25 protein-coding genes and 1 tRNA gene are annotated in these 24155 nt (G+C 51.0%); 18 read left to right on the top strand and 8 right to left on the bottom strand.

All coding sequences use genetic code 11. The annotated features are described in order from the left end of the window. Positions 1-69: 69 nt before the first annotated feature. Positions 70-699: a dihydroxyacetone kinase subunit DhaL gene (gene dhaL / locus Q9292_RS11725; RefSeq protein ID WP_313988242.1), complete on the bottom strand. Its 630-nt coding sequence runs from the start codon at positions 697-699 to the stop codon at positions 70-72. 140 nt (positions 700-839) lie between these two features. Between dhaL and Q9292_RS11720 the strand changes: the two genes are divergently transcribed. The 16 genes from Q9292_RS11720 to rnhB all read left to right on the top strand — a co-directional run bounded on the left by Q9292_RS11720 (position 840) and on the right by rnhB (position 15708). Further along, a tRNA-Arg gene (locus Q9292_RS11720) sits at positions 840-915 on the top strand. 165 nt (positions 916-1080) lie between these two features. Next, positions 1081-1824 (top strand): 30S ribosomal protein S2, encoded by a 744-nt coding sequence (gene rpsB, locus Q9292_RS11715; RefSeq protein WP_194748110.1) that lies wholly within the window; start codon positions 1081-1083, stop codon positions 1822-1824. A gap of 184 nt (positions 1825-2008) precedes the next feature. Next, the gene (gene tsf / locus Q9292_RS11710) at positions 2009-2884 is read left to right on the top strand and encodes a translation elongation factor Ts (RefSeq protein ID WP_275355717.1); all 876 of its coding nucleotides are present in this window, start codon (positions 2009-2011) and stop codon (positions 2882-2884) included. Between the two features lie 214 nt (positions 2885-3098). Continuing rightward, positions 3099-3815: a UMP kinase gene (gene pyrH, locus Q9292_RS11705; RefSeq protein WP_194748107.1), complete on the top strand. Its 717-nt coding sequence runs from the start codon at positions 3099-3101 to the stop codon at positions 3813-3815. 14 nt (positions 3816-3829) lie between these two features. Next, positions 3830-4399 (top strand): ribosome recycling factor, encoded by a 570-nt coding sequence (gene frr, locus Q9292_RS11700; protein WP_409934499.1) that lies wholly within the window; start codon positions 3830-3832, stop codon positions 4397-4399. A gap of 27 nt (positions 4400-4426) precedes the next feature. After that, on the top strand, positions 4427-5185 hold the full coding sequence (gene uppS / locus Q9292_RS11695; protein WP_313988235.1) for a polyprenyl diphosphate synthase: 759 nt from the start codon (positions 4427-4429) through the stop codon (positions 5183-5185). A gap of 19 nt (positions 5186-5204) precedes the next feature. Further along, positions 5205-6032 carry a phosphatidate cytidylyltransferase gene (locus tag Q9292_RS11690; RefSeq protein WP_275355710.1) on the top strand — a complete coding sequence of 276 codons (828 nt, stop codon included), beginning with the start codon at positions 5205-5207 and terminating at the stop codon, positions 6030-6032. Between the two features lie 9 nt (positions 6033-6041). Next, entirely contained in the window at positions 6042-7250 is a 1209-nt protein-coding gene (gene ispC / locus Q9292_RS11685) for a 1-deoxy-D-xylulose-5-phosphate reductoisomerase (protein ID WP_275355708.1), read from the top strand. Next, positions 7247-8611, top strand: a complete 1365-nt coding sequence (gene rseP, locus Q9292_RS11680) for an RIP metalloprotease RseP (RefSeq protein ID WP_313988228.1) — start codon at positions 7247-7249, stop codon at positions 8609-8611. The genes ispC and rseP overlap by 4 nt, the downstream gene beginning before the upstream one ends. A 62-nt stretch (positions 8612-8673) precedes the next feature. After that, positions 8674-10944: an outer membrane protein assembly factor BamA gene (gene bamA / locus Q9292_RS11675; protein ID WP_194748462.1), complete on the top strand. Its 2271-nt coding sequence runs from the start codon at positions 8674-8676 to the stop codon at positions 10942-10944. Between the two features lie 51 nt (positions 10945-10995). Beyond that, the gene (locus tag Q9292_RS11670; RefSeq protein WP_194748095.1) at positions 10996-11496 is read left to right on the top strand and encodes an OmpH family outer membrane protein; all 501 of its coding nucleotides are present in this window, start codon (positions 10996-10998) and stop codon (positions 11494-11496) included. Between the two features lie 88 nt (positions 11497-11584). Continuing rightward, positions 11585-12646, top strand: coding sequence for a UDP-3-O-(3-hydroxymyristoyl)glucosamine N-acyltransferase (gene lpxD / locus Q9292_RS11665; protein ID WP_313988224.1), 1062 nt, complete (start codon positions 11585-11587; stop codon positions 12644-12646). An 8-nt stretch (positions 12647-12654) separates the two neighbouring features. Continuing rightward, positions 12655-13119, top strand: a complete 465-nt coding sequence (fabZ, locus tag Q9292_RS11660) for a 3-hydroxyacyl-ACP dehydratase FabZ (protein WP_194748091.1) — start codon at positions 12655-12657, stop codon at positions 13117-13119. Between the two features lie 40 nt (positions 13120-13159). Continuing rightward, the gene (gene lpxA, locus Q9292_RS11655) at positions 13160-13939 is read left to right on the top strand and encodes an acyl-ACP--UDP-N-acetylglucosamine O-acyltransferase (RefSeq protein ID WP_313988222.1); all 780 of its coding nucleotides are present in this window, start codon (positions 13160-13162) and stop codon (positions 13937-13939) included. 12 nt (positions 13940-13951) lie between these two features. Continuing rightward, positions 13952-15115, top strand: coding sequence for a lipid-A-disaccharide synthase (lpxB, locus tag Q9292_RS11650; protein ID WP_194748087.1), 1164 nt, complete (start codon positions 13952-13954; stop codon positions 15113-15115). Between the two features lie 5 nt (positions 15116-15120). Continuing rightward, on the top strand, positions 15121-15708 hold the full coding sequence (gene rnhB / locus Q9292_RS11645; protein ID WP_313988218.1) for a ribonuclease HII: 588 nt from the start codon (positions 15121-15123) through the stop codon (positions 15706-15708). Positions 15709-15784: 76 nt separating this feature from the next. On the opposite strand, the gene fdxA is transcribed toward rnhB, so the two are convergent. From fdxA to Q9292_RS11610, 7 genes are all read right to left on the bottom strand, one after another. Further along, positions 15785-16108, bottom strand: coding sequence for a ferredoxin FdxA (gene fdxA / locus Q9292_RS11640; protein WP_194748085.1), 324 nt, complete (start codon positions 16106-16108; stop codon positions 15785-15787). A gap of 101 nt (positions 16109-16209) precedes the next feature. Further along, positions 16210-17484, bottom strand: a complete 1275-nt coding sequence (cysN, locus tag Q9292_RS11635) for a sulfate adenylyltransferase subunit CysN (protein WP_313988214.1) — start codon at positions 17482-17484, stop codon at positions 16210-16212. A gap of 1 nt (position 17485) precedes the next feature. Beyond that, positions 17486-18415, bottom strand: a complete 930-nt coding sequence (cysD, locus tag Q9292_RS11630) for a sulfate adenylyltransferase subunit CysD (RefSeq protein WP_194748082.1) — start codon at positions 18413-18415, stop codon at positions 17486-17488. A gap of 83 nt (positions 18416-18498) precedes the next feature. After that, the gene (locus Q9292_RS11625) at positions 18499-19257 is read right to left on the bottom strand and encodes a phosphoadenylyl-sulfate reductase (RefSeq protein ID WP_313988210.1); all 759 of its coding nucleotides are present in this window, start codon (positions 19255-19257) and stop codon (positions 18499-18501) included. Then, positions 19254-19871: a DUF934 domain-containing protein gene (locus Q9292_RS11620; RefSeq protein ID WP_313988208.1), complete on the bottom strand. Its 618-nt coding sequence runs from the start codon at positions 19869-19871 to the stop codon at positions 19254-19256. The genes Q9292_RS11625 and Q9292_RS11620 overlap by 4 nt, the downstream gene beginning before the upstream one ends. Continuing rightward, positions 19871-21535, bottom strand: a complete 1665-nt coding sequence (locus Q9292_RS11615) for a nitrite/sulfite reductase (protein ID WP_313988204.1) — start codon at positions 21533-21535, stop codon at positions 19871-19873. Before Q9292_RS11615 ends, Q9292_RS11620 begins: the two co-directional genes overlap by 1 nt. Positions 21536-21576: 41 nt before the next feature. After that, a complete protein-coding gene (locus tag Q9292_RS11610) occupies positions 21577-22347 on the bottom strand; it encodes a sulfite exporter TauE/SafE family protein (protein WP_194748074.1) in 771 nt (256 codons plus the stop codon). A gap of 105 nt (positions 22348-22452) precedes the next feature. Between Q9292_RS11610 and Q9292_RS11605 the strand changes: the two genes are divergently transcribed. Next, complete coding sequence (locus Q9292_RS11605; protein WP_313988200.1) at positions 22453-23379, top strand: CysB family HTH-type transcriptional regulator; 927 nt, start codon at positions 22453-22455, stop codon at positions 23377-23379. 71 nt (positions 23380-23450) lie between these two features. Next, the gene (locus tag Q9292_RS11600) at positions 23451-23993 is read left to right on the top strand and encodes a DUF302 domain-containing protein (RefSeq protein WP_313988197.1); all 543 of its coding nucleotides are present in this window, start codon (positions 23451-23453) and stop codon (positions 23991-23993) included. Positions 23994-24155 lie beyond the last annotated feature (162 nt).

The following is a 24155-nucleotide window of genomic DNA, read 5'->3' as shown; positions in this document are numbered from 1 at the left end:
CTAAGCTAAGCCTGATACCCAGTGCGCCGCGTAGAGGGGTGAGTGGGGAAAACTTGATCTGTAATGCCCTTAACCGGCAAGCACGAGATCGCACACTGCATGAATCATGACCTGGCAGCTTTTTGCCCCCGCATCGAGATGACCAATGGCGCGCTCACCCAATCCAGCCGCGCGACCTTTGGTGGCCAGCATATTACGCGTGGACTCAAGACCTTCACTGGCTGTCTTTTTCAGGGCGGCTGCAATTTCCGGGCGGGTGTGGCCTTGTTCTGCCATGTGTTTAAAGGTCTGGGCGACGGGGACCAGCACATCCAGCATGGTTTTTTCACCGGCCTGGGCTTTGCCCCGTTGCATAATGGCTTGTACGCCAGCGTCAAATGCGGCGGCAAAGTGGTTGATGCTGATTGTTTCACTGGTTTTAAGCGATTTACCCATGGCCATAAAAAAGCTTGCAAATAACGGCCCAGATGCCCCGCCTATGGTGCTCAGTAATTTCATGCCAATTTTATTCAGGGCATCAGATGCGTCTAGGCCATTGAGTTCGTTTGCCAGTCCTGCAATCGCTTCACAGCCACGCTTCATATTAATGTAGTGGTCGCCATCGCCTATTTCGCGGTCCAGGCATTCGATATCCGCTTCATGCGCAACAATTGCCTCGCGTATCGCCGAGGCATAACGATTGATAGAGTTAGTATCCATATCTCTGTCTGTCAGTTAGAAAGTTTGTAGGTGCATGTTACTCACAGCCATCGGGCTCGGCAAGCTGGCTGAGAGAGGCGTCAGCGATTTTGAATAACAGGGTGGTCGTTTTGCAGACAAGCGTTTAAAATAGCGCCGCTGTCCTCGTGGTGAAACAGGATATCACCAGCCCCTCCTAAGGGCTAGTTTCAGGTTCGAGTCCTGACGGGGACGCCAGCTTAGCTGGAAATGCTTAAGTGCTTGATAGTATTCGGATTAAGCGCTATAATTTTGGATTGACTTTTTTGTCAAACACTTGCTTGCAATCACATTGGGTGCCGTTAAATACGGTGTTTTTGATTGCAAGTTTATGAATAACCCTTTGAATGGAAAGATAAAATCATGTCCGTGACTATGCGTCAAATGTTGGAGGCCGGTGTTCACTTTGGTCACCAAACTCGTTACTGGAACCCGAAAATGGCAGAGTTCATTTTTGGCGATCGTAACAAAATTCATATTGTTAACCTGGAAAAAACCCTGCCACTGTTTGAAGAGGCACAGAAATATGTGCGCACTTTGGCAGCAAACAAGGGCCGTATTCTGTTTGTGGGCACCAAGCGTCAAGCCCGCGATATCGTGAAAGAAGAAGCACAGCGTGCTGGTTGTTCATACGTGAACCATCGCTGGTTGGGTGGTATGCTGACCAACTTCAAAACCGTGAAGCAATCTATCAAGCGTTTGCAAGACTTTGAAGCCATGATGATTGATGGCAGCATTGACAAGTTCGGTAAAAAAGAAGCTTTGGGCATCAAGCGTGAAATCGAAAAGCTGGAGCGTTCCATTGGTGGTATTAAAGAGATGGGTGGCTTGCCAGATGCGATTTTCGTGATCGACGTTGGTCATGAAAGCGGCGCGATTACTGAAGCACGTAAACTGGGTATTCCAGTGATTGGTATCGTGGATACCAACAACTCACCAGATGGCATCACTTATGTCATCCCTGGTAACGATGACTCTTCACGCGCAATCCGCTTGTACGCACGTGGCATGGCTGATGCCGTATTGGAAGGTCGTGCAAACGCGATTTCTGAAATCGTGAAGGCTGCACAGGAAGAAGCTGCACCTGCTGAGGCAGTGGCTGAGTAATTCCCGGTGGCATGAAAAGGGGCGCATCGCCCCTTTTTCTATTGTGTCTTCTGTTGCATAGGCTGACAGAATGGGCACGTAAATGCGCTGGTGTCTGGCGCAATCTGGCTGTCACACAGTCTCTGTATAGTGAAAAGAATATTGATGGCGGCCGCTCAGGTCGTTGAATAAAAGGAGCAAATAAATGGCTGAAATTACCGCAAGCATGGTGAAAGACTTACGTGAGCGCACCGATGCCCCAATGATGGACTGTAAAAAGGCTTTGACAGAAGCTGAAGGCGATATGGCTCGTGCGGAAGAAATTCTGCGTGTACGCTTTGGTAACAAGGCAAGCAAAGCGGCTGGTCGTGTGGCTGCAGAAGGCACCGTAGGCATCAGCATCACCGCTGATGGCAAACTGGGTACACTGATCGAAGTGAACTCTGAAACTGACTTCTGCGCCAAGAACGAAGAATTCCTCAAGTTTGTGAGCGAATTGGCGCAAACTGTGAACGAAAACAATCCTGCTGACATTGACGCGGTAGGGGCTTTACCATTGCGTGGCGAAACAGCGGAGTCTGTGCGTGCGCAACTGGTTGGTAAAATTGGCGAAAACATCACCCCACGTCGTTTTGTGCGTACACAAGCACAAGGCCAATTGTTCAGCTATGTGCATGGTAGCAAAATTGGTGTGCTGGTTGATCTGGTGGGTGGTGACGAAGCGCTGGGTAAAGACATTGCAATGCATATTGCTGCAGCCAAACCAAAATCGCTGGATGCCAGTGGTGTGGATGCTGCGCTGATTGAAGCCGAGCGTCGTGTGGCTATCGAAAAAGCCAAAGAAGCTGGCAAGCCAGAAGCCATGCTGGAAAAAATTGCAGAAGGTACGGTGCAGAAGTTCTTGAAAGAAGTGACTTTGCTGAGCCAGGCCTTTGTGAAAGATGACAAGCTGAGCATTGAGCAATTGCTGAAATCCAAAGGGGCAAGCGTGGCTTCTTTCAGCATGTACATCGTGGGTGAAGGCATTGAAAAAGCCGTAGTCGATTACGCGGCTGAAGTGGCTGCTGCTGCAAAAGTCTAATTGACTGGCTAGTAGCGTCTCACAAAAAGTGGAATCTTAGGATTCCACTTTTTTTATGGCTGAATTTTGTTTTATGGCTGAATTTTGGTTTTTATGGATCAGCCTTGTAGTTTTACCGCGAATCACTAGTTTTATTTCTAATTGCGCCTGCAACATCCAAAAAATGACGTTTTTGTGATTAAATAGGCACATTTTTGAGTTTGGGAAAATAATTATGGCACAACCTGTTTTCAAGCGCATATTACTCAAGTTATCAGGTGAAGCGCTGATGGGCGATGACGCATATGGCATTAATCGCGAAACAGTGACGGCTATTGTTGCGCAAGTCAAAGAAATCGTCAGTATGGGCGTACAGGTCGGCATAGTCATCGGCGGTGGCAATATTTTTCGCGGTGTTGCCCCTGCCGCAGAGGGCATGGACCGGGCGACTGCGGATTACATGGGTATGCTGGCCACGGTGATGAACGCGATGGCCTTGCAGGATGCCATGAAGCACGCAGGCTTGCCGGCACGTGTGCAGAGTGCATTGAATATTGAGGCGGTGGCTGAGCCTTATATCCGCGGTAAAGCCATTCGTTACCTGGAAGAAGGTAAAGTGGTGATTTTTGGCGCGGGTACTGGTAACCCGTTTTTTACCACGGACACGGCAGCTGCTTTGCGCGGCGTTGAGATTGATGCCGAAATTGTATTGAAGGCGACCAAGGTCGATGGCATTTACACGGCAGATCCGAAAAAAGATCCGACAGCGACCCGTTATGATATGGTGACCTACGACGAGGCGATCAATAAAAACCTCAAAGTGATGGATGCAACTGCATTTACGCTGTGTCGAGATCAGAAAATGCCGATTGCGGTATTCAGTATCTTTAAAGAAGGCGCGTTGAAGCGTGTCATTCTGGGTGAAAATGAAGGTACACGCGTGATGGCTTAAGCCCCGCGTGTCGATTGGAGAATCAAATGGTTGAAGACATTAAAAAATCTGCCGAGCAGAAAATGCATAAATCGCTGGAATCCCTGAAAGTGGATCTGGCAAAAATCCGTACTGGCCGTGCACACACCGGCTTGCTGGATCATGTGATGGTGGAGTATTACGGCTCTATGGTGGCAGTCAATCAAGTTGCGAATGTCAATTTGGGCGATGCACGTACCTTGAATGTGCAGCCCTATGAGAAAAACATGATTGCCAAAATAGAAAAAGCGATCCGAGACTGTGATTTAGGGCTTAACCCTGCTACCAATGGTGATTTGATTCGCGTACCTATGCCTATGTTGACCGAAGAGCGTCGCCGCGACCTCGCCAAAATTGTGCGTCAGGAAGGCGAGGGCGCCAAAGTGGCGATCCGTAATGTGCGCCGTGATGCAAACGATGCGCTGAAAAAACTGATTAAAGACAAAGCTATTTCTGAAGATGATGAGCGCCGCGCACAAGATGAAGTGCAAAAAATGACAGACAAAGCTGTGGCGGAAGTCGATAAAATTCTGCAACAAAAAGAAGCGGACCTGATGGCTGTTTAACAGCCATTTGCGCGAACGGAAACTGTTTTGGGTTTTTTCTCCAGCTCTACCAAAGAAGTCCCGCCTGTTCAGGAAGTGCCCCAGCACGTCGCCGTCATTATGGATGGCAATGGGCGCTGGGCCAAAAAACGTTTTTTGCCCCGTGTCGCCGGGCATCAACGTGGCCTGGAATCTGTGCGCGCCATGGTCAAGGCCTGTGTCCGGCTGCAAATCAAATACCTCACCCTCTTTGCGTTTAGCAGTGAAAACTGGCGCCGCCCGCAGGAGGAAGTGACTTTTTTGATGAGCCTGTTTCTGGAGGCCCTGGACCGCGAAGTCAAGAAACTGCATGACGCCAACGTGATCCTGAAATTGATTGGTGATCGTAGTGCCTTTAACGCGGCATTACAGCAAAAAATGATCGAGGCCGAAGCGAAAACGGCTGCCAATACCGGATTGGTGTTGACGATTGCTGTCAATTACGGTGGGCGCTGGGATGTGGTCAATGCCATGAACCAGTTAATGCAGGCACAACCCGACCTCAAGCAGATCGAGGAGTGTGATCTGCTGCCTTACCTTTCCATGCCATATGCGCCAGAGCCGGATTTGTTTATCCGCACCGGCGGTGAAACCCGTATCAGTAACTTTTTACTCTGGCAGTTGGCTTACACTGAATTGTATTTTACGCCCACCTTGTGGCCCGATTTTGATGATGACGCCTTTGAAGTCGCACTCTCTTCATACCGTCAACGTGAACGCCGCTTTGGCCGCACCAGTGAGCAACTGGTTGATGGTAGCGACGCCTAGAGAGACTAAAAGCAAGGATATGCTAAAAACAAGAATTGTGACCGCGGTTGTCTTGCTGGGATTGTTTTTGCCAGCCTTATTTTTGCTGCCATTGCTGGCTTGGGCCCTGATTATGTTGGGATTGTCGCTGGTCTGCCTGCGTGAATGGTCTGGCTTTTTGCAGTTTAATCGTGTGCAAACCACGGTGTATCTGGCAATTTCTAGTCTGGCGGGCGTGGTCCTGTTGTTTGGCCTGCTTAACCTGGGCTTTCACTGGTTTTTTTATCAATCGTTACAGGTATTTGCACTTGCCAGCCTATTCTGGCTATTGATTGTGCCAGTGGCCTTGTACTTCAACACTTTTTTTAACAGTGCCTTTGTGAATGCATGGGTGGGTGCCGGACTGATGCTGTCGTTATGGATGGCGCTGGTTGTCGCAAAAGCGGTGAATCCCTATGTGCTGCTGGTGATTATTTCCACCATTTGGCTGGCTGACAGTGCGGCTTATTTTGCGGGTAAACAATTTGGCCGTCACAAACTGGCGCCAGCAATTAGTCCAGGCAAAACCTGGGAGGGCGTGCTTGGGGCGTTAATCGCCGTCACAGGCTATGCGGGGATTTTGTATGGCAGCGGCTGGGTGGCTACAGGCTGGATTTTTCCAGGCTTGTGGCTGGTGACGGTGGTGGGTATTTATGGCGATTTGTTTGAGTCATTTTTCAAGCGCCGAGCCAACCTCAAGGATAGTGGACAGTTTTTGCCTGGGCATGGCGGCTTGCTGGATCGGGTCGATGGCGTTGTGCCAGCGTTGCCGGTCGGGCTGTGCCTGCTGTTCTGGTTTCACTTCTGCGCGCAAGCTCATTCATTTTAAGAGGTTGATTTGCAATACGTCACCATACTAGGCAGCACTGGCACCATCGGTCAGCAGACGCTGGATGTGATTGCCCAGCATCCTGAGCGCTATGGCGTGTTCGCGCTGGCCGCACACAGTCGGGTCGACCTCATGTTGCAACAGTGTGCCCAATACCGGCCAAGATTTGCTGTGATGCAGGATGCGGAAGCCGCGCGACAACTAAAACAATGCCTGGCTGCTGAGCAACTGCCAGTGGAGGTATTGTCTGGCGTGGATGGTTTGAGTGAAGTCGCTGCCCATGAAGACGTCAGCATCGTGATGGCGGCCGTGGTTGGGGCTGCCGGATTGTTGCCTGCCTTGGCCGCGGCCCGTGCGGGTAAGAAAATCCTGCTGGCAAATAAAGAAACCCTGGTGATGGCTGGCCAATTGTTTATGGATGCTGTCAAGCAAGGTCAGGCCACTTTGTTGCCGATTGACAGCGAGCATAACGCGATCTTTCAGGCCATGCCGCGTCAGAGCTATCAAGCGCTGGCAGATGTCGGTGTGAATCAGATTATTCTCACCGCGTCAGGCGGCCCGTTCCGCGGGTATACACAGACACAATTGCAGGAAGTGACGCCTGCCTTGGCGCTCAAGCACCCTAACTGGGTGATGGGTGCAAAAATTACGATAGACTCCTCCACCTTGATGAACAAGGGGCTGGAAGTGATCGAGGCGCGCTGGTTGTTTGATGCGCGTCCAGATCAGATAGAAGTCGTTGTGCATCCACAAAGTGTGATTCACTCTATGGTCTCTTATGTGGATGGCAGCATTCTGGCGCAACTGGGTAATCCAGACATGCGCACGCCGATTGCCTATGGCTTGGGCTATCCAGAGCGTATTGCCTCTGGCGTCAAACCCTTGAGTTTGATTGACGTCGCCAAGCTGGAGTTCGAGGCGCCTGATACGCAACGTTTCCCCTGTTTGCGTCTGGCTTATGAGGCCTTGGCTGCAGGCGGCACGGCGCCAGCAATCCTGAATGCCGCCAACGAAGTGGCGGTCGCTGCCTTTTTGCAGGAAAAAATCCATTATCTGGATATTCCATGCCTGATAGAACGTACCTTGCAATCGCTGCCGGTCGAAACAGTCAGCTCGATTGAGCAATTGCTGGCGGTTGATCAGCAGGCCAGACAGTTTGTCGAGCATGCGCTGGCTGCGCAGGCGGTCAGCCCCTTGCGCAAGGTGGCGAGTGTATGACTTCAGTCTGGGCTTTTATTGTCGCCATAGGCGTGCTGGTGACTATCCATGAGTTTGGCCACTATTTGGCCGCCCGCAGTTGTGGCGTGCGTGTCCTGAAATTTTCCATCGGCTTCGGTCGGCCGATTTTCAAGTTTCAAGCCCATCCCCAGGCCACAGAATGGGTGCTTTCCTGGATCCCGCTCGGCGGCTACGTCAAAATGCTGGATAGCCGTGAAGCGACTGAAATGCCTTCTCGTCCCGATGTGGATTGGTCACAGGCTTTTGATCGTCAGTCCATTGCGGCCAAAATGTGGATCGTATTTGCCGGCCCGCTGGCCAATCTGCTCCTGGCATTCGTGTGTTATTGGGGATTGATTGCGCAAGGCGAGACTGGCCTGAAACCCTTGATTGGTCCGGTGGAGCCTGGCTCATTGGCAGCGGCCGCCAAACTGCGCCAAGGCGACCTGATTGTATCGCTGGATGGTCAAGCGGTGGCGACCTGGCAAGAGGTGCAGTGGCAAATGCTGGATCAATGGATGGCACACCGTAGCCTGCGTGTCGTGACCAAAACCCCGCAAGGCGAGCTGCATCAGCATCAGTTGCCGTTGCAACGGTTAGCAGGCGAGCCAGATGGCGAGGTGATGCAGAAAGTGGGATTGGCCGTCTTGATGCCGACGGTGCCAGCAGTGATTGGCGAAGTCTTGCCTGGCTCGGTGGCTCAGAAAAGTGGCTTGCAGCCTGGGGATCGTATCCTCAAGGTGAATCAAAAGCCGATTGCAGACTGGCAGCAATTCGTCAAACTGGTCCGTGCGAGTCCCGAGCAAGCGCTCAAGTTGGAATACCAGCGGGCTGAAAGGTCCTATGAAGTCAAACTGTTGCCAGAATTGACCCTGCAAGGCGGTCAGAAAATTGGCCGTCTGGGGGCGGCTGTGGATATGGCAGCAGTCGATTTGACGCCTTATCAAGTGGTCAGGCACTTTAGTCTGATGCAGGCGGCGGGCCGTGCATTGGAAAAAATGCAGGAGACCATTGCCTTCACCCTCAAAATGCTGGGAAAAATGGTCACGGGTCAGGCATCACTCAAGGCGATCAGTGGCCCGGTCAGTATTGCCGATGCGGCTGGTGAGTCGGCCGATATGGGCATTAAACCTTACATCGGCTTTATTGCTTTGCTCAGTATCAGTATTGCCGTCATGAATCTGCTACCGATTCCAGTATTGGATGGCGGTCATTTGTTGTATCATATGGCGGAGTTGATACGAGGAGAACCGTTACCTGAACGTGTGCTGGCGATTGGTCAGCGACTGGGTTTGGGTATATTGGGCGCGTTAATGTTAATTGCTTTTTTTAACGACATTAATCGCTACCTGATTGGTTGAAAGCATAGTTAATGAGAATAAAATCAAGTTCCAAATTGTGGTTGGGTTTGTTAGCTGGGGTGATGCATTTCAGCGCTTACGCCACAGAACCGTTTGTCATTTCAGATATCCGCGTTGAAGGTTTGCAACGCACCGAGGCGGGGACTGTATTTAACTACCTGCCCATGCAGGTGGGCGATGTCATGAGTGATGAAAAAGCTGCGCAAGCGATTAAATCCCTCTATGCCACCGGATTTTTCAAGGATGTGCGTATTGAAAATGAAGGCGATGTCCTGGTTGTCACCGTTCAGGAGCGTCCCTCTATCTCACAAATTGATTTTAGCGGAAACAAATCGTTTCAAACGGACAAAATCAAAGAGGGCCTGAAGCAGATCGGCATTGCCGAAGGGCAGATTTTTGATAAAGCCCAGTTAGATCGCGCAGAACAGGAAATCAAGCGCCAGTATCTGTCGCAAGGCAAGTACAGCGCAGAGGTTAAAGCCACGGCAAGTCCGCTGGAGCGTAACCGCGTCGCTATCCGCTTTGAGATTACCGAAGGCCCTGCAGCCAAAATCCGCGATATTAATATCGTGGGTAATCATTTGTTTACCACGCAGGACTTGCGTGCCAACTTTCAACTGACGACTCCAAACTGGATGAGCTGGTGGAACAAGGATGACCAGTATTCCAAGCAAAAGCTGACGGCGGACCTGGAAGCCTTACGTTCGTTTTACATGAACCAGGGCTATCTGGAGTTTGCGATTGATTCCACGCAAGTTTCCATTTCGCCAGACAAGCGGGACGTGTATATCACCATCAATATCACCGAGGGTGATAAATACAATATCAGCAAAACCAAGCTGGCTGGCGAGACATTGCTGCCAGAAGACGATCTGCGCAAACTGATTAATATTCAGGATGGCGAAGTATTCAATCGCCAAAAAGTCACCGACGCCAGCAAAAACATTAATGACAAGCTGGGCGAAGAAGGCTATGCCTTTGCCAATGTCAACGCGGTGCCCGAGATCAATAAGCAAGAGCATACTGTTGCATTTACCTTCTTTGTTGATCCTGGCCGTAAAGTTTATGTCAGACGGATTAACGTACAAGGGAATACACGTACGCGTGACGCTGTGGTCAGACGCGAGATGCGTCAACTGGAGTCTGCCTGGTATGCAGGTGATAAAATCAAGCGTTCAAAAGAGCGTATCCAGCGCTTGAACTTCTTTGACACGGTCGAGCTGGAGACGCCTTCTGTCCCTGGCATCAATGATCAGGTCGATATGAACGTGACGGTTGCAGAAAAGGCCACTGGCAGCGTACAGTTTGGTGCCGGTTTGTCCAGTAGCAGTGGCGTGATTCTGGGCTTCAACGTCAACCAGCCGAACTTCCTCGGCACCGGTAACCGTGTCGCGTTGGTAGTCAATACCAGTAACTACAACAAAACCTACTCGTTATCCTATACCAACCCATACTTCACCCCAGACGGGATCAGTCGTGGTTTTGATATTTACCGGCGTGATGTCAACACTGGTAATACCAATAGTAGTTTGTTAAATGTGGGTACCTATAGCAGCCGTTCTTATGGCGTGGGTGTTAACTTTGGTATGCCGCTGTCAGAAAGGGACTTTGTCAATGCCGGGCTGACGCTAGACTTTACCAATGTCAGCTTGAGTAGCAGCAGTCCGATCCAATACATTAACTTCTGCGGTAATACCAGTGGCTGTGACAGCAACTCCTTAGTGGCCAATGCCAGCTGGACCTTTGACTCCAGAGACAGCATTCTTTTCCCGCACCGCGGTGTGTTACAAAGACTCTCTGGCGAGGTCAGTGTGCCGGGGCTCAATCTGCAGTATTACAAAACCACTTACCAGCATGCCTGGTATAAAGAGTTAAATGATAACTTTACCTTCATGCTAAACGGGCAAGTTGGCTATGCGAACAGTTATGGTGGTAAAAACTATCCTTTCTTTAAAAACTTTTATCTGGGTGGTGTAAACAGTGTCCGCGGTTTTGTGAACTCTTCATTAGGCCCTAGAGGTATAAACCCAACGTCAGGTTCAACGTATGCGCTGGGCGGCACCAAAGAGGTTTTAGGCAATGCGGAATTGTTTATGCCAGTGCCGTTCGTCACCCAGTCTAGTCAGTTCCGTCTGAGTGTGTTCTTGGATGCGGGGGGAGTTTACGGGCAAGATGATCCGATTAACTCGGAATATTTGCGTTTCTCAACCGGTGCAGGCGTGACCTGGGTGTCGCCATTTGGACCGTTGAAATTGGTACTGGCCAAGCCTTTGAATAGTAAAAGTTATGACAACACACAAGTGCTGCAATTCCAGTTTGGACAGCAGTTCTAACGCATGCTGTGTCAAATCACTCATCATGCTGGCGCGGAAAGGAGGACTCTCATGAGAAGCATCTGGTTTAGCGTGCTAGCGATTGTATTGTCTTGTGCACATGCACAAGCCGCCGATTATTACAAAGTCGGGTATGTACAGGTGGACAAGCTTCTGCAAGAGGCACCGCAAACCGCCGAGACGGGTAAAAAGCTTGAAAAAGAGTTTAGTCCGCGCTCACTCGAGCTTGATAAGCTGCAAAAACAGATTCGTGAGTTGGAAACGCAGCTCGATCATGATCGTTCAAATTTGACTGAGTCAGATCGCCGCCTGAAAGAGCGTCAATTGAACAATTCACGCCTTGAATTTCAGAGCAAGCAGCGTGAATTGCGTGAAGATATTAATTTGCGCAAAAATGAAGAGCTGGCCTTGTTGCAAGAACGTATCAATAAAGCGGTTCAGACCGTGGCTGAGAACGAAGGCTATGATCTAGTCGCCTACAGTGGAGTTGCTTATGCCAGCAAGCGTATTGATATCACGGATAAAGTGCTGAAATTGCTAGGTAAAAAATAGAGATTTTGCCTGGCTTTGGGTTGTCCGCTGCTTAGTCATGTTGTTTTCGAGTTATTTTTCTAAAGTTGTTTTCTAGGGTTGTTTTTTTATGGCGCAACACTATACATTACAAGAGATTGTTGCGTCTCTGGGCGGTGAGCTATGGCTAGGCGAGCAGTCACAACATGCGAGCGCCCTGACCGTGTCTCGCATGGCTTCCTTGTCGCAGGCGCAGCCAGGCAGCATTGCTTTTTTTAACGATACCAAATATACACAATCCTTACAGGCCACCCAGGCATCTGCCATCATTTTACGGCCTGAGCATCAGCATTTAACGGCTCTGCCGTGTATTCTGACGGATAATCCTTATGCCTACTTCGCAAGGCTGTCCGCGCTATTGAATCCGCCGCGTACTTACCAGAACCAGATTCATGCAACCGCCGTGCTTGGGCAAGGGGTGCAGCATGGGTCCGAGTTAACCGTTGAGGCGCAGGTCTATATTGGTGACCGCGTTGTGCTGGGCGAAGGGGTCAGAATTGGTGCCGGTTGCGTGATCGAAGACGATGTAAGCATTGGTGCGCATACCGTGCTGGAACCGCGTGTGGTGGTCAAGCATGGCAGTAAGATTGGTAGCCATTGCCATTTGTTTTCTGGCTGTATTATTGGAAATGATGGCTTTGGTTACGCAGAAGCGCAGGGCGAATGGGTTAAAATACCGCAGATAGGCCGGGTAGTGATCGGAAATCACGTGGATGTCGGTGCAAATACCACAGTCGATCGCGGCGCTTTGGATGACACTGTGATTGCAGACGGTGTGAAGTTGGACAATTTAATACAGGTCGCCCATAATGTCCGCATTGGCGCGCATACGGTGATTGCTGGCTGCGTGGGCATCGCAGGAAGTGCAGTGATCGGTGAACATTGCAAAATCGGTGGCGCGGCCATGATTTTGGGCCATCTGCAGATTGCAGATGGTGTCACCATCTCGCCTGGTTCCATGATTATGCGCTCTATCCAGCAGGCAGGCACTTATACGGCGCTCATGCCATTCCAAAAACATGCAGACTGGTTGCGGACCGCGGCCAATATCCGGCATCTGGAACAATATCAGCTCAAGCTCAAGCAGCTTGAGCAAGCAATTAGCAATATACAGAGACATTCAAAAGATTGAGAGAGACTATGGCTGAGAACCCAATGAATAGCATGGATATTCATGAGATACTAGAACATTTACCGCACCGTTATCCGTTTGTGCTGGTTGACCGCGTACTGTCTATGGAGTTGGGTAAAGAGATCACCGCCGTCAAAAATGTTTCGGTCAACGAGCCTTATTTTCCAGGCCATTTTCCATACCACCCTGTGATGCCGGGCGTGTTGATTGTTGAGGCCATGGCACAGGCGGCAGCCATCCTGTCTTTTAAAACGATGGGTACCAAGCCGACCAATGACTCTGTGTATTATTTTGCTGGTATAGACAATGTGCGCTTTAAAAAGCCGGTGTCCCCAGGCGATCAGATCGTGCTCAATGTCAAAATTGACCGTATCCTGAAGGGCATCTGGAAATATGTCGCCGTGGCCAAAGTAGGAGACGAAGTGGTGGCCGAGGCCAACATGATGTGTATCCTGAAAGCCATTGAAAAATAACGATATGATACTGCGCTCATGAGGGCGTAGCAGGCGAAACATGCAAAGTTTGATTCATCCTACCGCAATTATTGATCCCAAAGCCGAGCTGGATAGCTCGGTCGAAGTGGGCGCGTATAGCACCATAGGTGCGGGTGTCCGTATTGATGCGGGTACCAAAGTCGCCTCACATGTGGTGATTGAAGGCCCCACCACCATTGGAAAGCATAACGAGATTTTTCAATTCTCGTCGCTAGGGGCAAAGCCACAAGACAAAAAATTCAAGGATGAGCCTACGCTGCTTGAAATCGGTGATCACAATGTCATCCGTGAGTTTTGTACCTTTAATCGTGGCACGGTTCAGGATAAAGGCACGACCAAAATCGGCAGCCATAACTGGATTATGGCCTATGTGCATATCGCCCATGATTGCATCGTTGGCAACCATACCATCATGGCGAATAACTCCTCGCTGGCAGGGCATGTCACTATTTATGATCATGCCATTCTTGGCGGCTTTACCTTAATCCACCAATATTGCCAGATCGGTGAGCATATTATTACCGCGGTTGGGTCTGTGGTGTTCAAGGATATTCCGCCCTATGTGACGGCAGCGGGGTATGACGCGCAGCCGCATGGGATTAATGCCGAGGGCCTCAAGCGAAGAGGCTTTAGTGCTGAGACCATACAGCAAATCAAGCGCGCCTATAAAGTGCTTTATCGTCAAGGCTTGTCGTTAGAAGAAGCAAAAGCGGCCTTGGCTGACATGGAAACATCCTGCCCGGAAATTGGCTTGATGACCCGTTTTCTCGCGCAGACCACGCGCGGCATTGTCCGTTAATTCACACACATTATGGCTAAGATTGCAATGGTGGCGGGAGAGGCCTCCGGAGACTTGCTGGGCTATCACTTGATTCAGGAGCTGAAAGCAGCGCAACCTGACGTCGAGATTTTTGGCATTGCGGGTCCTAAAATGATGAGCCTGGGTGCCAAATCCTTATTTCCGATCGAACGTTTATCGGTACGTGGCTATCTTGAAGTGCTCAAGCATCTGTGGGGCCTGCTCAAATTACGCCGCCAGTTGTACAAGCAGATTCTCACTGAAAAGCCCGATGTATTCATCGGTATTGATGCCCCAGACTTTAACTTTTGGCTGGAGCGTAAGCTCAAAGCCAAGGGCATCGCGACTGTGCATTATGTCAGCCCCTCTATCTGGGCGTGGCGTAAAAACCGGATTCACAAAATCAAGCGGGCGGTTTCACATATGCTGGCCTTGTTTCCGTTTGAGCCTGCGCTTTACCAGCAGGTTGGCGTGCCTGTCACCTATATCGGCCATCCTCTGGCGGATGCGCTACCGATGGAGCCGCCTGTTGAGCAAGCCCGAGAGAAACTCAAACTCAAAAAAGACACAGTGGTCATTGCGATGCTGCCTGGTAGTCGCCAGTCTGAGGTGACGTTTCATGCAGAACTTGTTCTGGAAACTGCGATTGTATTTGATCGCCTGATGCGTGAAAACGGCCAGCAAGCGCAGTTTCTGGTGCCATTGGTGACGCGAGAAACCCGTGATATTTTTACCAGTGCCTGGCACCAGTTATTAACGCAAAAACCTGAGACCAGCATAGATCTGCAAATCATGTTTGGTCACGCACATGATGCGATGACAGCCGCAGATGCGGTGCTGGTCGCCTCTGGCACGGCAACACTGGAAGCTGCGTTGCTCAAGAAGCCGATGGTCATTACCTACAAGATGTCTAATATGAGCTGGCAATTGCTTAAACGTATGCGTCTGCAGCCTTATGTTGGCTTGCCTAACATCCTGGCTGGTGAGTTTATTGTGCCTGAATTGCTGCAGGATGATGCGACTCCGGAGCGCATTGCGCAAACACTCTACAATCTGCTGGCTGATAAAGTTGGCTTGAGTGCGCTACAAGAAAAGTATCGCCATATTCACGCGCAGCTCAAGCAAAACAGCGCGCAAAAAGCAGCGGCTGTGATTAGACAATTTCTACAGGCTTAACTGCGATGCACATCCTGTGTGGTATTGATGAAGCAGGTAGGGGGCCTTTGGCTGGCGCAGTGTATGCCGCCGCAGTCATTCTGGATCCGTCCAGACCTATCGCAGGTCTGGCAGACTCGAAAAAGTTATCTGAGGCCAAGCGTGATGCACTGGCGATCACCATCAAACAACAGGCTTTGGCCTGGGGCATTGCCAGCGTCAGCGCGCAAGATATTGATCGGATCAATATCTTGCAGGCCAGTCTGCTCGCCATGCAACGCGCTTACCAGGCCATGTGCGACCAGTTTCATATACAGGCCACACTGATCCAGGTGGACGGTAATCGTAAACCTGTATTCCAGATCCCTTGTGAAGCCATTGTCAAAGGCGATAGCAAAGTGGCTGAAATTTCGGCAGCCTCTATTTTGGCCAAGACGGCCAGAGATGCTTCATTGCTGGAATTAGACGCGCAATATCCAGAGTATGGCTTTGCCCAGCATAAAGGCTATCCCACCGCGTTGCATCTTGAGCGCCTGGCCTTACATGGCGTCACGCCTGAGCACAGGCGTAGTTATGCACCGGTTAAAAAACTGCTCATAGCCATGGACATTTAAACACTTGGATGCCAGTCGCAATAAAAAAGCCGCTTTTTAAAAAGCGGCTTTTTTGTGACCTCAAGGCCAGAAAAGCTTATTCGACCAGCAGTTCAGTCTTGCCGGATTTGCCATTCATTTCATCGGCATTCGGCAAGGGTTCTTTGCGTGCGGTAATGGTCGGCCAGACTTTTGCCAGACGGGCATTGAGTTCGATAAAGTGCTGCTGGTTGGCTGGCACATCATCTTCAGAGAAAATCGCTTCTGCCGGGCATTCGGCCACACACAGCGTGCAGTCAATGCACTCATCCGGGTTGATTGCCAGAAAGTTAGGGCCTTCAACAAAACAGTCTACCGGGCACACATCTACGCAGTCGGTATATTTGCACTGAATACAATTTTCGGTTACTACATAAGTCATGTTTTAAATCCTTTGTGGGCTTTTAGGGCCAAAACGATATTTTATTGCAATTTAGCCAAATTGACGATGGATGGCTTTGTGTGACATCCGCTTGCGCTGGTTTAGACAATCATGCCTGCGCCAACCGTGTTGTTGGTGCTCTCGTCAATGACGATAAACGCGCCGGTGGCACGGTTTTTATCATAGCTGTCTACCATTAGCGGTTGCGCCAGCTTAAAGCTTACGCGGGCGATATCATTCATTTTGAGATCAGTAGTCGCCTGTTGCTCCAGCGTGTTGACGTCCACTTTGTATTGAATGCTGCCGATTTTCGCTTTGGATTCGCGTGTGGTGTGACGCACTATGTAAGTCCGTGCCGGCGACAATGGGGTTTCTGACAGCCAGCAGACATGTGCTTCAATGTGTTTGACGGCTTCAGGCGCTTGACTGGTTTTCACGATCATATCGCCGCGTGAGGTATCAATCTCATCTTCAAGCAGCAGGGTTACGCTTTGTTCCGTTTGTGCACGTTGCAGTTGCTCGGCACCCAGTTGAATCGCCTTGACTTTAGACTGGTAACCGTTCGGTAATACTGTGATCGCATCACCGACGGCGATTTCACCAGACTCAACACGCCCCATAAAACCACGGAAATCATGCAGGTCGGGATTGGCCGAGTCATGTGGGCGGCAGACAAACTGTACCGGGAAGCGGAAGGCTTCTGATGCCTCGCTATTTGAAGCCGGGGCCGCTTCCAGCAGCTCCAGCAAGGTTTCGCCCTGGTACCAGTTCAGATTTTCCAGACGGTCTACCAGCATGTCACCATTGAGTGCAGACATGGGAATGAATTTGATGTCACGCGCTTGCGCCAGACCGATCTCGGTGGCGAATGCCGTGTAATCCGCCTTGATTTTGTCAAAGACGGCTTGGTCATAATTGACCAGATCCATCTTGTTCACTGCCACGACAATATGGGGAATGCCGACCAGATGCGCCAGATAACTGTGGCGGCGGGTTTGGGTCAGTACGCCTTTACGGGCATCGATCAGGATAATCGCCAGGTTAGCCGTTGATGCGGCGGTCACCATGTTGCGGGTGTATTGCTCGTGACCAGGGGCATCGGCGATGATGTATTTGCGGGTACCGGTGCTGAAATAGCGGTAAGCCACATCAATGGTAATGCCTTGTTCGCGCTCGGCTTGCAAACCATCGGTCAGCAAGGAGAGATCCACGGCTTCCATACCGCGTTTTTTCGAAGTACGTTCAATGTTGTTGAGCGTATCTGCCAGGATGGTTTTAGTGTCATACAGCAAGCGGCCAATCAGCGTGCTTTTGCCATCATCCACGCTGCCGCAGGTCATGAAGCGCAGCAAAGAGTCGTTGTGTTGTGTTGTCATATTAGAAATAACCTTCTTTCTTACGCTGCTCCATCGAAGCCTCGGAAGTTTGATCGTCCAGACGCGTTGCGCCACGCTCGGTAATGGTGGTGGTGGCGGTTTCTACCACGATTTTGCTCACATCATCGGCATCAGAAATGACGGGCGCTGTACAGGTGACGTCACCGACGGTACGGAAACGTACCTGCATGTTGATGACTTCTTCACCGGCCTTGGGCTGGTTGATCAATTCGCCAGAAGTCAGCGGCACGTTGACCGGGAAAATCGCACCATGACGCATCACCACATCGCGCTGGTGGGCAAAGTAGATGCTAGGCAGCTCCAGTTTTTCACGCTCGATATATTGCCAGACATCCATTTCCGTCCAGTTCGAGATCGGGAAGGCGCGGATGTTTTCCCCTTTGTGCACACGGGCGTTGTACAGGTTCCATAATTCCGGGCGCTGGTTTTTCGGATCCCATTGGCCAAACTCGTCACGGAAGCTCATGATCCGTTCCTTGGCGCGCGCTTTTTCTTCATCACGGCGGGCGCCGCCAATGCAGCAGTCAAAACCGAACTCTTCAATGGCTTCCAGCAGGGTCACCGACTGATGTTTGTTGCGTGGCTCATCCGGCGTTTTCAGCACCACAGTGCCACGCTTCATGGAGTCTTCCACTGAACGCACAATCAGGCGCTCGCCTAGCTCGGCAGCGCGCTGGTCACGGAAATTGACCACTTCCTGATAGTTGTGACCGGTGTCGATATGCATGAGCGGGAAAGGGAAGCGACCTGGGCGGAAGGCTTTTTCTGCCAGACGCAAAATGCACAACGAATCCTTGCCGCCGGAGAACAGCAACACAGGGTTGGCGCACTGACCAGCCACTTCACGCAGGATATGAATGGCTTCAGCTTCGAGCCAGTCGAGATGTGATAAAGGTTGTTTCGTTGTCATCTTAATTTATTACCAATCAAATTTTTACCGCCGATCAACGTAGATACACGCTCATTACTGCTTTAACGTTTACCGGCAGTTAACTATTTCTTTACGTGCAAACCGCACTCTTTGCTGGTCGGATCTTCCCACCACCAGCGACCGGCACGGATATCTTCACCCATGGCGACGGCACGCGTACAAGGCGCACAGCCAATGCTGGGGTAAAACTGGTCATGCAGGGCGTTGTAAGGCACTTCATTCAACCGGATATAGGCCCAGACTTCTTTTTCTGTCCAGTCACTGAGCGGGTTGAATTTCTCCAGTTTGTTGCCTGCGTCAAATTCACGGACAGGCAAATTGCTGCGGGTGGTGGCTTGTTCAGCACGCATGCCGGTGATCCAGGCTTTTTTGCCAGCCAGTGCACGTTGCAGCGGCTCCACTTTGCGCATATGGCAGCAGGCCTTACGCAGTTCTATGCTGTCATAGAAGGCATTGATGCCCTGGGTACGCACATACTGCTCTACGGCTTCATGCTTGGGGAAAAATACCACCGGTTTGGTGGCATAGGTGTGCTCAACTTCGCCCATCAGGGTGTAGGTTTCTGCGGGCAGTCGACCTGTGTCCAGTGAAAAAATCTCGATGGGCAGGGCCTCTTTGGCGATCAGGTCAGTCAACACCATATCTTCAGCGCCATAACTATTGGCAAAAGTGATGGCCGGAAACTCTGCCGCAGCAGACTGAAGCAGGGCTACTACTTGGACGCGCTTGGCCTGGACAGAAGCAACCAGGGCTTCTGTCAGCTCAGGGCGTGTCGCAGGATTGCTGGCTGCCGGTTTGAGCATGCTGACGCCGAAACTCATGCGCGCTGTATCCTTCTCCACACAGGCACATCACCTACCGCACCCTGATAGGGCTGGCTGAAGTCATTCAGGCTGGCCAGTGCATCTTTGGCCGAGCGGTCAGCACGAATTAAAAAACTGGTGAAGCCTGCGCGCTTGTGAAAGAACAATTGGTCACGCAATACATCGCCAATGGCGCGCAATTCGTTTTTAAATCCATAACGCGTGCGTAGCCAGTTGCCCAAAGTGAAAATGCGGCCATCGGCAAAGCGTTCCACATAAATCGCAATGATTGGCAAGGTGTTCAAATCTGCAAATTCGGCTTGCAGTGTCTCTGCGGTTTCGTTGGTGGCCAGCACAATGCCGAGTTCACCAGCTGCCAGGCGCGCTTGCAACTCTGTCTTGCGAGCTTGCCAGACAGTCAACGGCACCAGAATTTTGCCGGTGGCTGGTATCTGCGTATTGGCAATTTGTTCAGGACTATAGGTTTGCTCGCCAGTCAGTTTGAACAGCACGACTTTACCGGCCTGCTTGCGGACAGACTCTTCAGCCGGGGCCGGTGGGACCACGCGGGTCCAGGTATCCGCCACAATGCTGGCGTGGCCGTTGGCATCAAGTTGAATTAATTGACTCATTATGCAGATTCCTTTTCAGCGTAGACATGGGCCTTGAACGGCGCCACGCCCAAACGACGTACCGTGTCGATAAAACGCTCTTCGTCGCTACGCTCACGCACATAGACCTCAATCAGGCGCTTGACTACGCCTGGCATTTCTTCTGCCGAGAATGAAGGGCCGATCACGGTACCTATGCTGGCATCATTGCCTTGCTTGCCACCAATGGTGACCTGGTACCACTCCGAACCATCCTTATCCACACCCAGAATGCCGATATGGCCGACATGGTGATGGCCGCAGGCATTCATGCAACCAGAGATATTGAGCTCAAGGTCACCGATTTCATACAGGTAGTCCAGATTGTCGAACTGCATCTGAATGGCTTCGGCAATCGGAATCGATTTGGCATTGGCCAGGCTGCAGAAGTCACCGCCAGGGCAGCAGATAATGTCCGTCAGCAAGCCGATGTTAGGCGTGGCCAGACCGGCTGCGCGGGCTTTTTCCCACACGTCAAACAGGTCGGACAATTGCACGTCGGCCAGAATCAGGTTTTGCTCGTGGGAGGAGCGCAGCTCGCCAAAACTGTAGGCATCGGCCAAGTCAGCCACCACGTGCATTTGCTCGCTGGTAATGTCCCCAGGCGCTTTGCCGTGTGGTTTCAGTGACAAGGTCACCGCGCGATAGCCTGCAACACGGTGCGCATGGACACAACGTTTGACCCAGGCAGCAAATGCCGGATTGCTGGCTACGGCAGCATCAAAAGAGGCATCATGCGCTGGTAATGTTTTGTATGGCATGGGCTCAAAGTAATGCGCCACGCGGTCTAGTTCGGCTTGAGTGATGGTGAGTGGACCGTCTTTGAGGTGGGCCCATTCCTCATCTACCTGGCGTCTGAATTCATCAATGCCCAGCGCCTTCACCAGAATCTTGATGCGGGCTTTGTAGATGTTGTCACGACGGCCGTGAATGTTATAGACACGGATCACCGCTTCGCAGTAAGACAACACATGTTGCCATTCAAGATGTTCGCGAATCACAGTGCCCAGGATCGGTGTACGGCCCAAGCCACCACCCACCCAGACTTTGATCGCCATCTGGCCTTGTGCGTCTTTGTAAAATTCGAGGCCAATGTCATGCGCCTGCACAATCGCACGGTCTTGTTCAGTGCCTGAGACGGCAATCTTGAACTTACGTGGCAACAGGGCGAATTCAGGGTGAAAGGTACTCCACTGGCGCATGATTTCAGCGATGGCGCGCGGATCAATGATTTCATCTGGCGCAATGCCTGCAAACTGGTCAGTCGTGATATTACGGATGCAGTTGCCTGAGGTTTGAATGGCGTGCATTTCTACCGTCGCCAGCTCAGCCAGAATCTCCGGGGTGTCTTCCAGTTTGGGCCAATTGAGCTGCAAGTTCTGACGGGTACTAAAGTGACCATAGCCACGGTCATAGCGCTTGGCAATGTCTGCCAGTTTGCGTAATTGTTTGCTGGACATGAGTCCGTAAGGTACGGCAATCCGCAGCATCGGTGCATGGCGCTGAATATACAGGCCGTTTTGCAGACGCAGCGGGCGGAACTCTTCATCCGTGAGTTCGCCTGCCAAATAGCGGCGGGTCTGGTCGCGGTACTGGGCGACACGTTCATTAACAATTTGTTGGTCTATAGGATCGTATTTGTACATGCTTGAGTCACTTTGTTCGCAAAAAGCGAAGAGGCAGTATTTTAATGGAAAACTAGCTTAAAGCCTACATAAATCAATATCATAGCCAAGGCAATACGTACCCAGTGTTCTGCAACACGTGAGCTCATATGGCTACCCAGGTAAATGCCCGGTATGGAACCGATCAGCAAGGTGCCGAGTAACTGGTAGTCTATGGTGCCCAGGGAGGCATGGCCTAGACCAGCCACCAGCGTTAGCGGCACGGCATGCGCAATATCACTGCCGACAATCGTGGTGATTTTCTCCTTGGGATATAACAGAATCAGCGCTGTTACCCCCAGCGCGCCCGCACCGACCGAGGTCAGCGTGACCAGCGCGCCAAGTACCACCCCGAGTAATACGGTGGCCGGAGGTACGTAATGGGCTGGAATCCATTCGTCTTTGGAGACTAAAGCGATTAATTTGTTACGTAACAGCACGGCCGCTGAGGTCACCATCAAGGCAATGCCTAACCAGAATTTGATTGTGGATACCACTTCGCCTGACTGTAAATCCATGCTGTGCAAGGCCCACAGGGTTAACAGAGACGCTGGAACGCTACCCATGGCCAAGCGTTTGACGATACGCCAGTCAATATTCCCCAGTTTGCCATGCGCAAAAATCCCCACAGATTTTGTGATCGAGGCATAGAGCAGGTCTGTCCCTACGGCGACGGCGGGCTTGATGTTATAAATAAGCAACAGAATCGGCGTCATTAATGAGCCGCCGCCAACACCCGTCAGACCAACCAAAAAGCCCACGACAAAGCCTGCCAATATGTATCCGAATTCCATGAGGAGTATCTTGAAAAGTTAAGCGCGGCATCATAACAAGTTTTTAAGTGTTGATTTAATAATAAATTCTTCTATGATATAGCTTTTGGTTATAAAGGGTGATCTATGAAGTTTCACCAGTTACGGTATGTGCATGAGGTGGTGCGGCAGCATTTGAATATTTCTGCTGCCTCTGAGGCATTGCATACCTCCCAACCTGGGGTCAGCAAGCAAATCCAGCTGTTAGAAGAAGAGTTGGGATTGCAGATTTTTCAGCGTAATGGCAAACGCCTCATCGGAGTGACTGAGCCTGGCCGTAAAATTGTCGAGCTGGCCGCGCGTGTCATGCTGGACATGCAGAATATCAAACGGGTGGGCGACGAATACAGCCGCGAAGACAGTGGTGAACTGACCATTGCCACTACCCATACGCAAGCGCGTTATCGCCTGCCTGCTGCGGTCAAGCAGTTCATGGCGCAGTATCCCAATGTGAAATTGACGATTCATCAGGGCAACCCGTCGCAAGTCACCGAACAGGTTGCTGCCGGAGAAGCCGATATCGGCATTGCGACCGAGAACATCAGCAAGGATGACCGTTTGTCGTGCTTGCCATGCTACAGCTGGAACCGGTGCCTGGTCGTGCCGTCGCAACATCCCTTGCTGGAAAAGAAAACCATCAGCCTGAAAGATCTGGTCAACTATCCGCTGATCACCTATGACTTTGCCTTTACTGGCGGCACACTGGTGTCTAAAGTCTTTCACGATGCCGGTCTGCAGCCCAATGTGGTGTTTACGGCGATTGATGCAGACGTGATCAAAACCTATGTCAATCTGGGGCTGGGTATTGGGTTGATTGCCAATATGGCTTATGAGGAAACCCGCGATGCACCGCTCAAAAGCCTGGACTGCAGCCATCTATTTCCTGACAGTACCACTTATCTGGGTGTGCGCAAGGATGCTTTTTTGCGTGATTACATGCTTAACTTTATTACCATGCTGTCACCGCAATATGACAAGCGCAGTGTGCAACGGGCCTTGCATCAGGGCTTGTGATGCGCGTCACATTGGTCTGCGTAGCGGCATGCTGTAATGCTACATAGTCTTCACAGATAGAGAGGTCTTTCATGCGTTTTAGTCACCTCGAGGGATGGTGTTGCCTCTGTTTTTTGATCCATTGCTCGGTTTGGGCCGCACCGGCGCATGTCCGTGTCATTGGTCATGGCATGCCAGACGTGGATCTCGATAACGCCATTTATGAAGTGCCGGTGCAGCCTGGCGTGAGCTACCAGGATCTGGTGGATAGCCTTAAATCGCTCTCTGAGGGCATGAATTTTGTAAACCCTGCCAACTTCCCGATTGGTGACCATATGAAACAGCGCGGCCAGGATCCGCAAGGCATCAAAGAAGTCCGCACCTTTTGTAACCTGAGCATGGGCACCGAAATTATCCTCGATCACCCCGAATTTCTGGTGTTTGCGCCTTGCCGCCTGGCCATTTATGAAAAGCCGGATGTGCACGGCAAGCGGCAACTTTATCTGGGGCTGGACAGACCCACGCATGACTTGAAAAATATCAAGCATCCCACCGCCAGGGCGCAAGCCTCGGCACAACAGCTTGAAAATGCCTTGATTGAGTTGATGGAAAAAGCCCGACGTGGGGATTTTTGATAGTTCTTAATAAAAACATTTTTAACCACAGAGAACACAGAGGCCACAGAGGGAACAACATCAATCCGCTATGTTCTGATTTACTGTGGTGCACACTCATCGCTTTTCTCGGTGTTTCTGTGGTTAAAAGTTTTTTAAACGATTTCTCATGTAAGGCAAAAC

Origin of the sequence: Methylophilus sp. VKM B-3414, from assembly GCF_032248435.1 — a bacterium.
Taxonomy (GTDB): domain Bacteria; phylum Pseudomonadota; class Gammaproteobacteria; order Burkholderiales; family Methylophilaceae; genus Methylophilus; species Methylophilus glucosoxydans.
The sequence above is the reverse complement of the archived record's forward strand: the minus strand, read 5'-3'. Positions and strand labels throughout refer to the sequence as shown.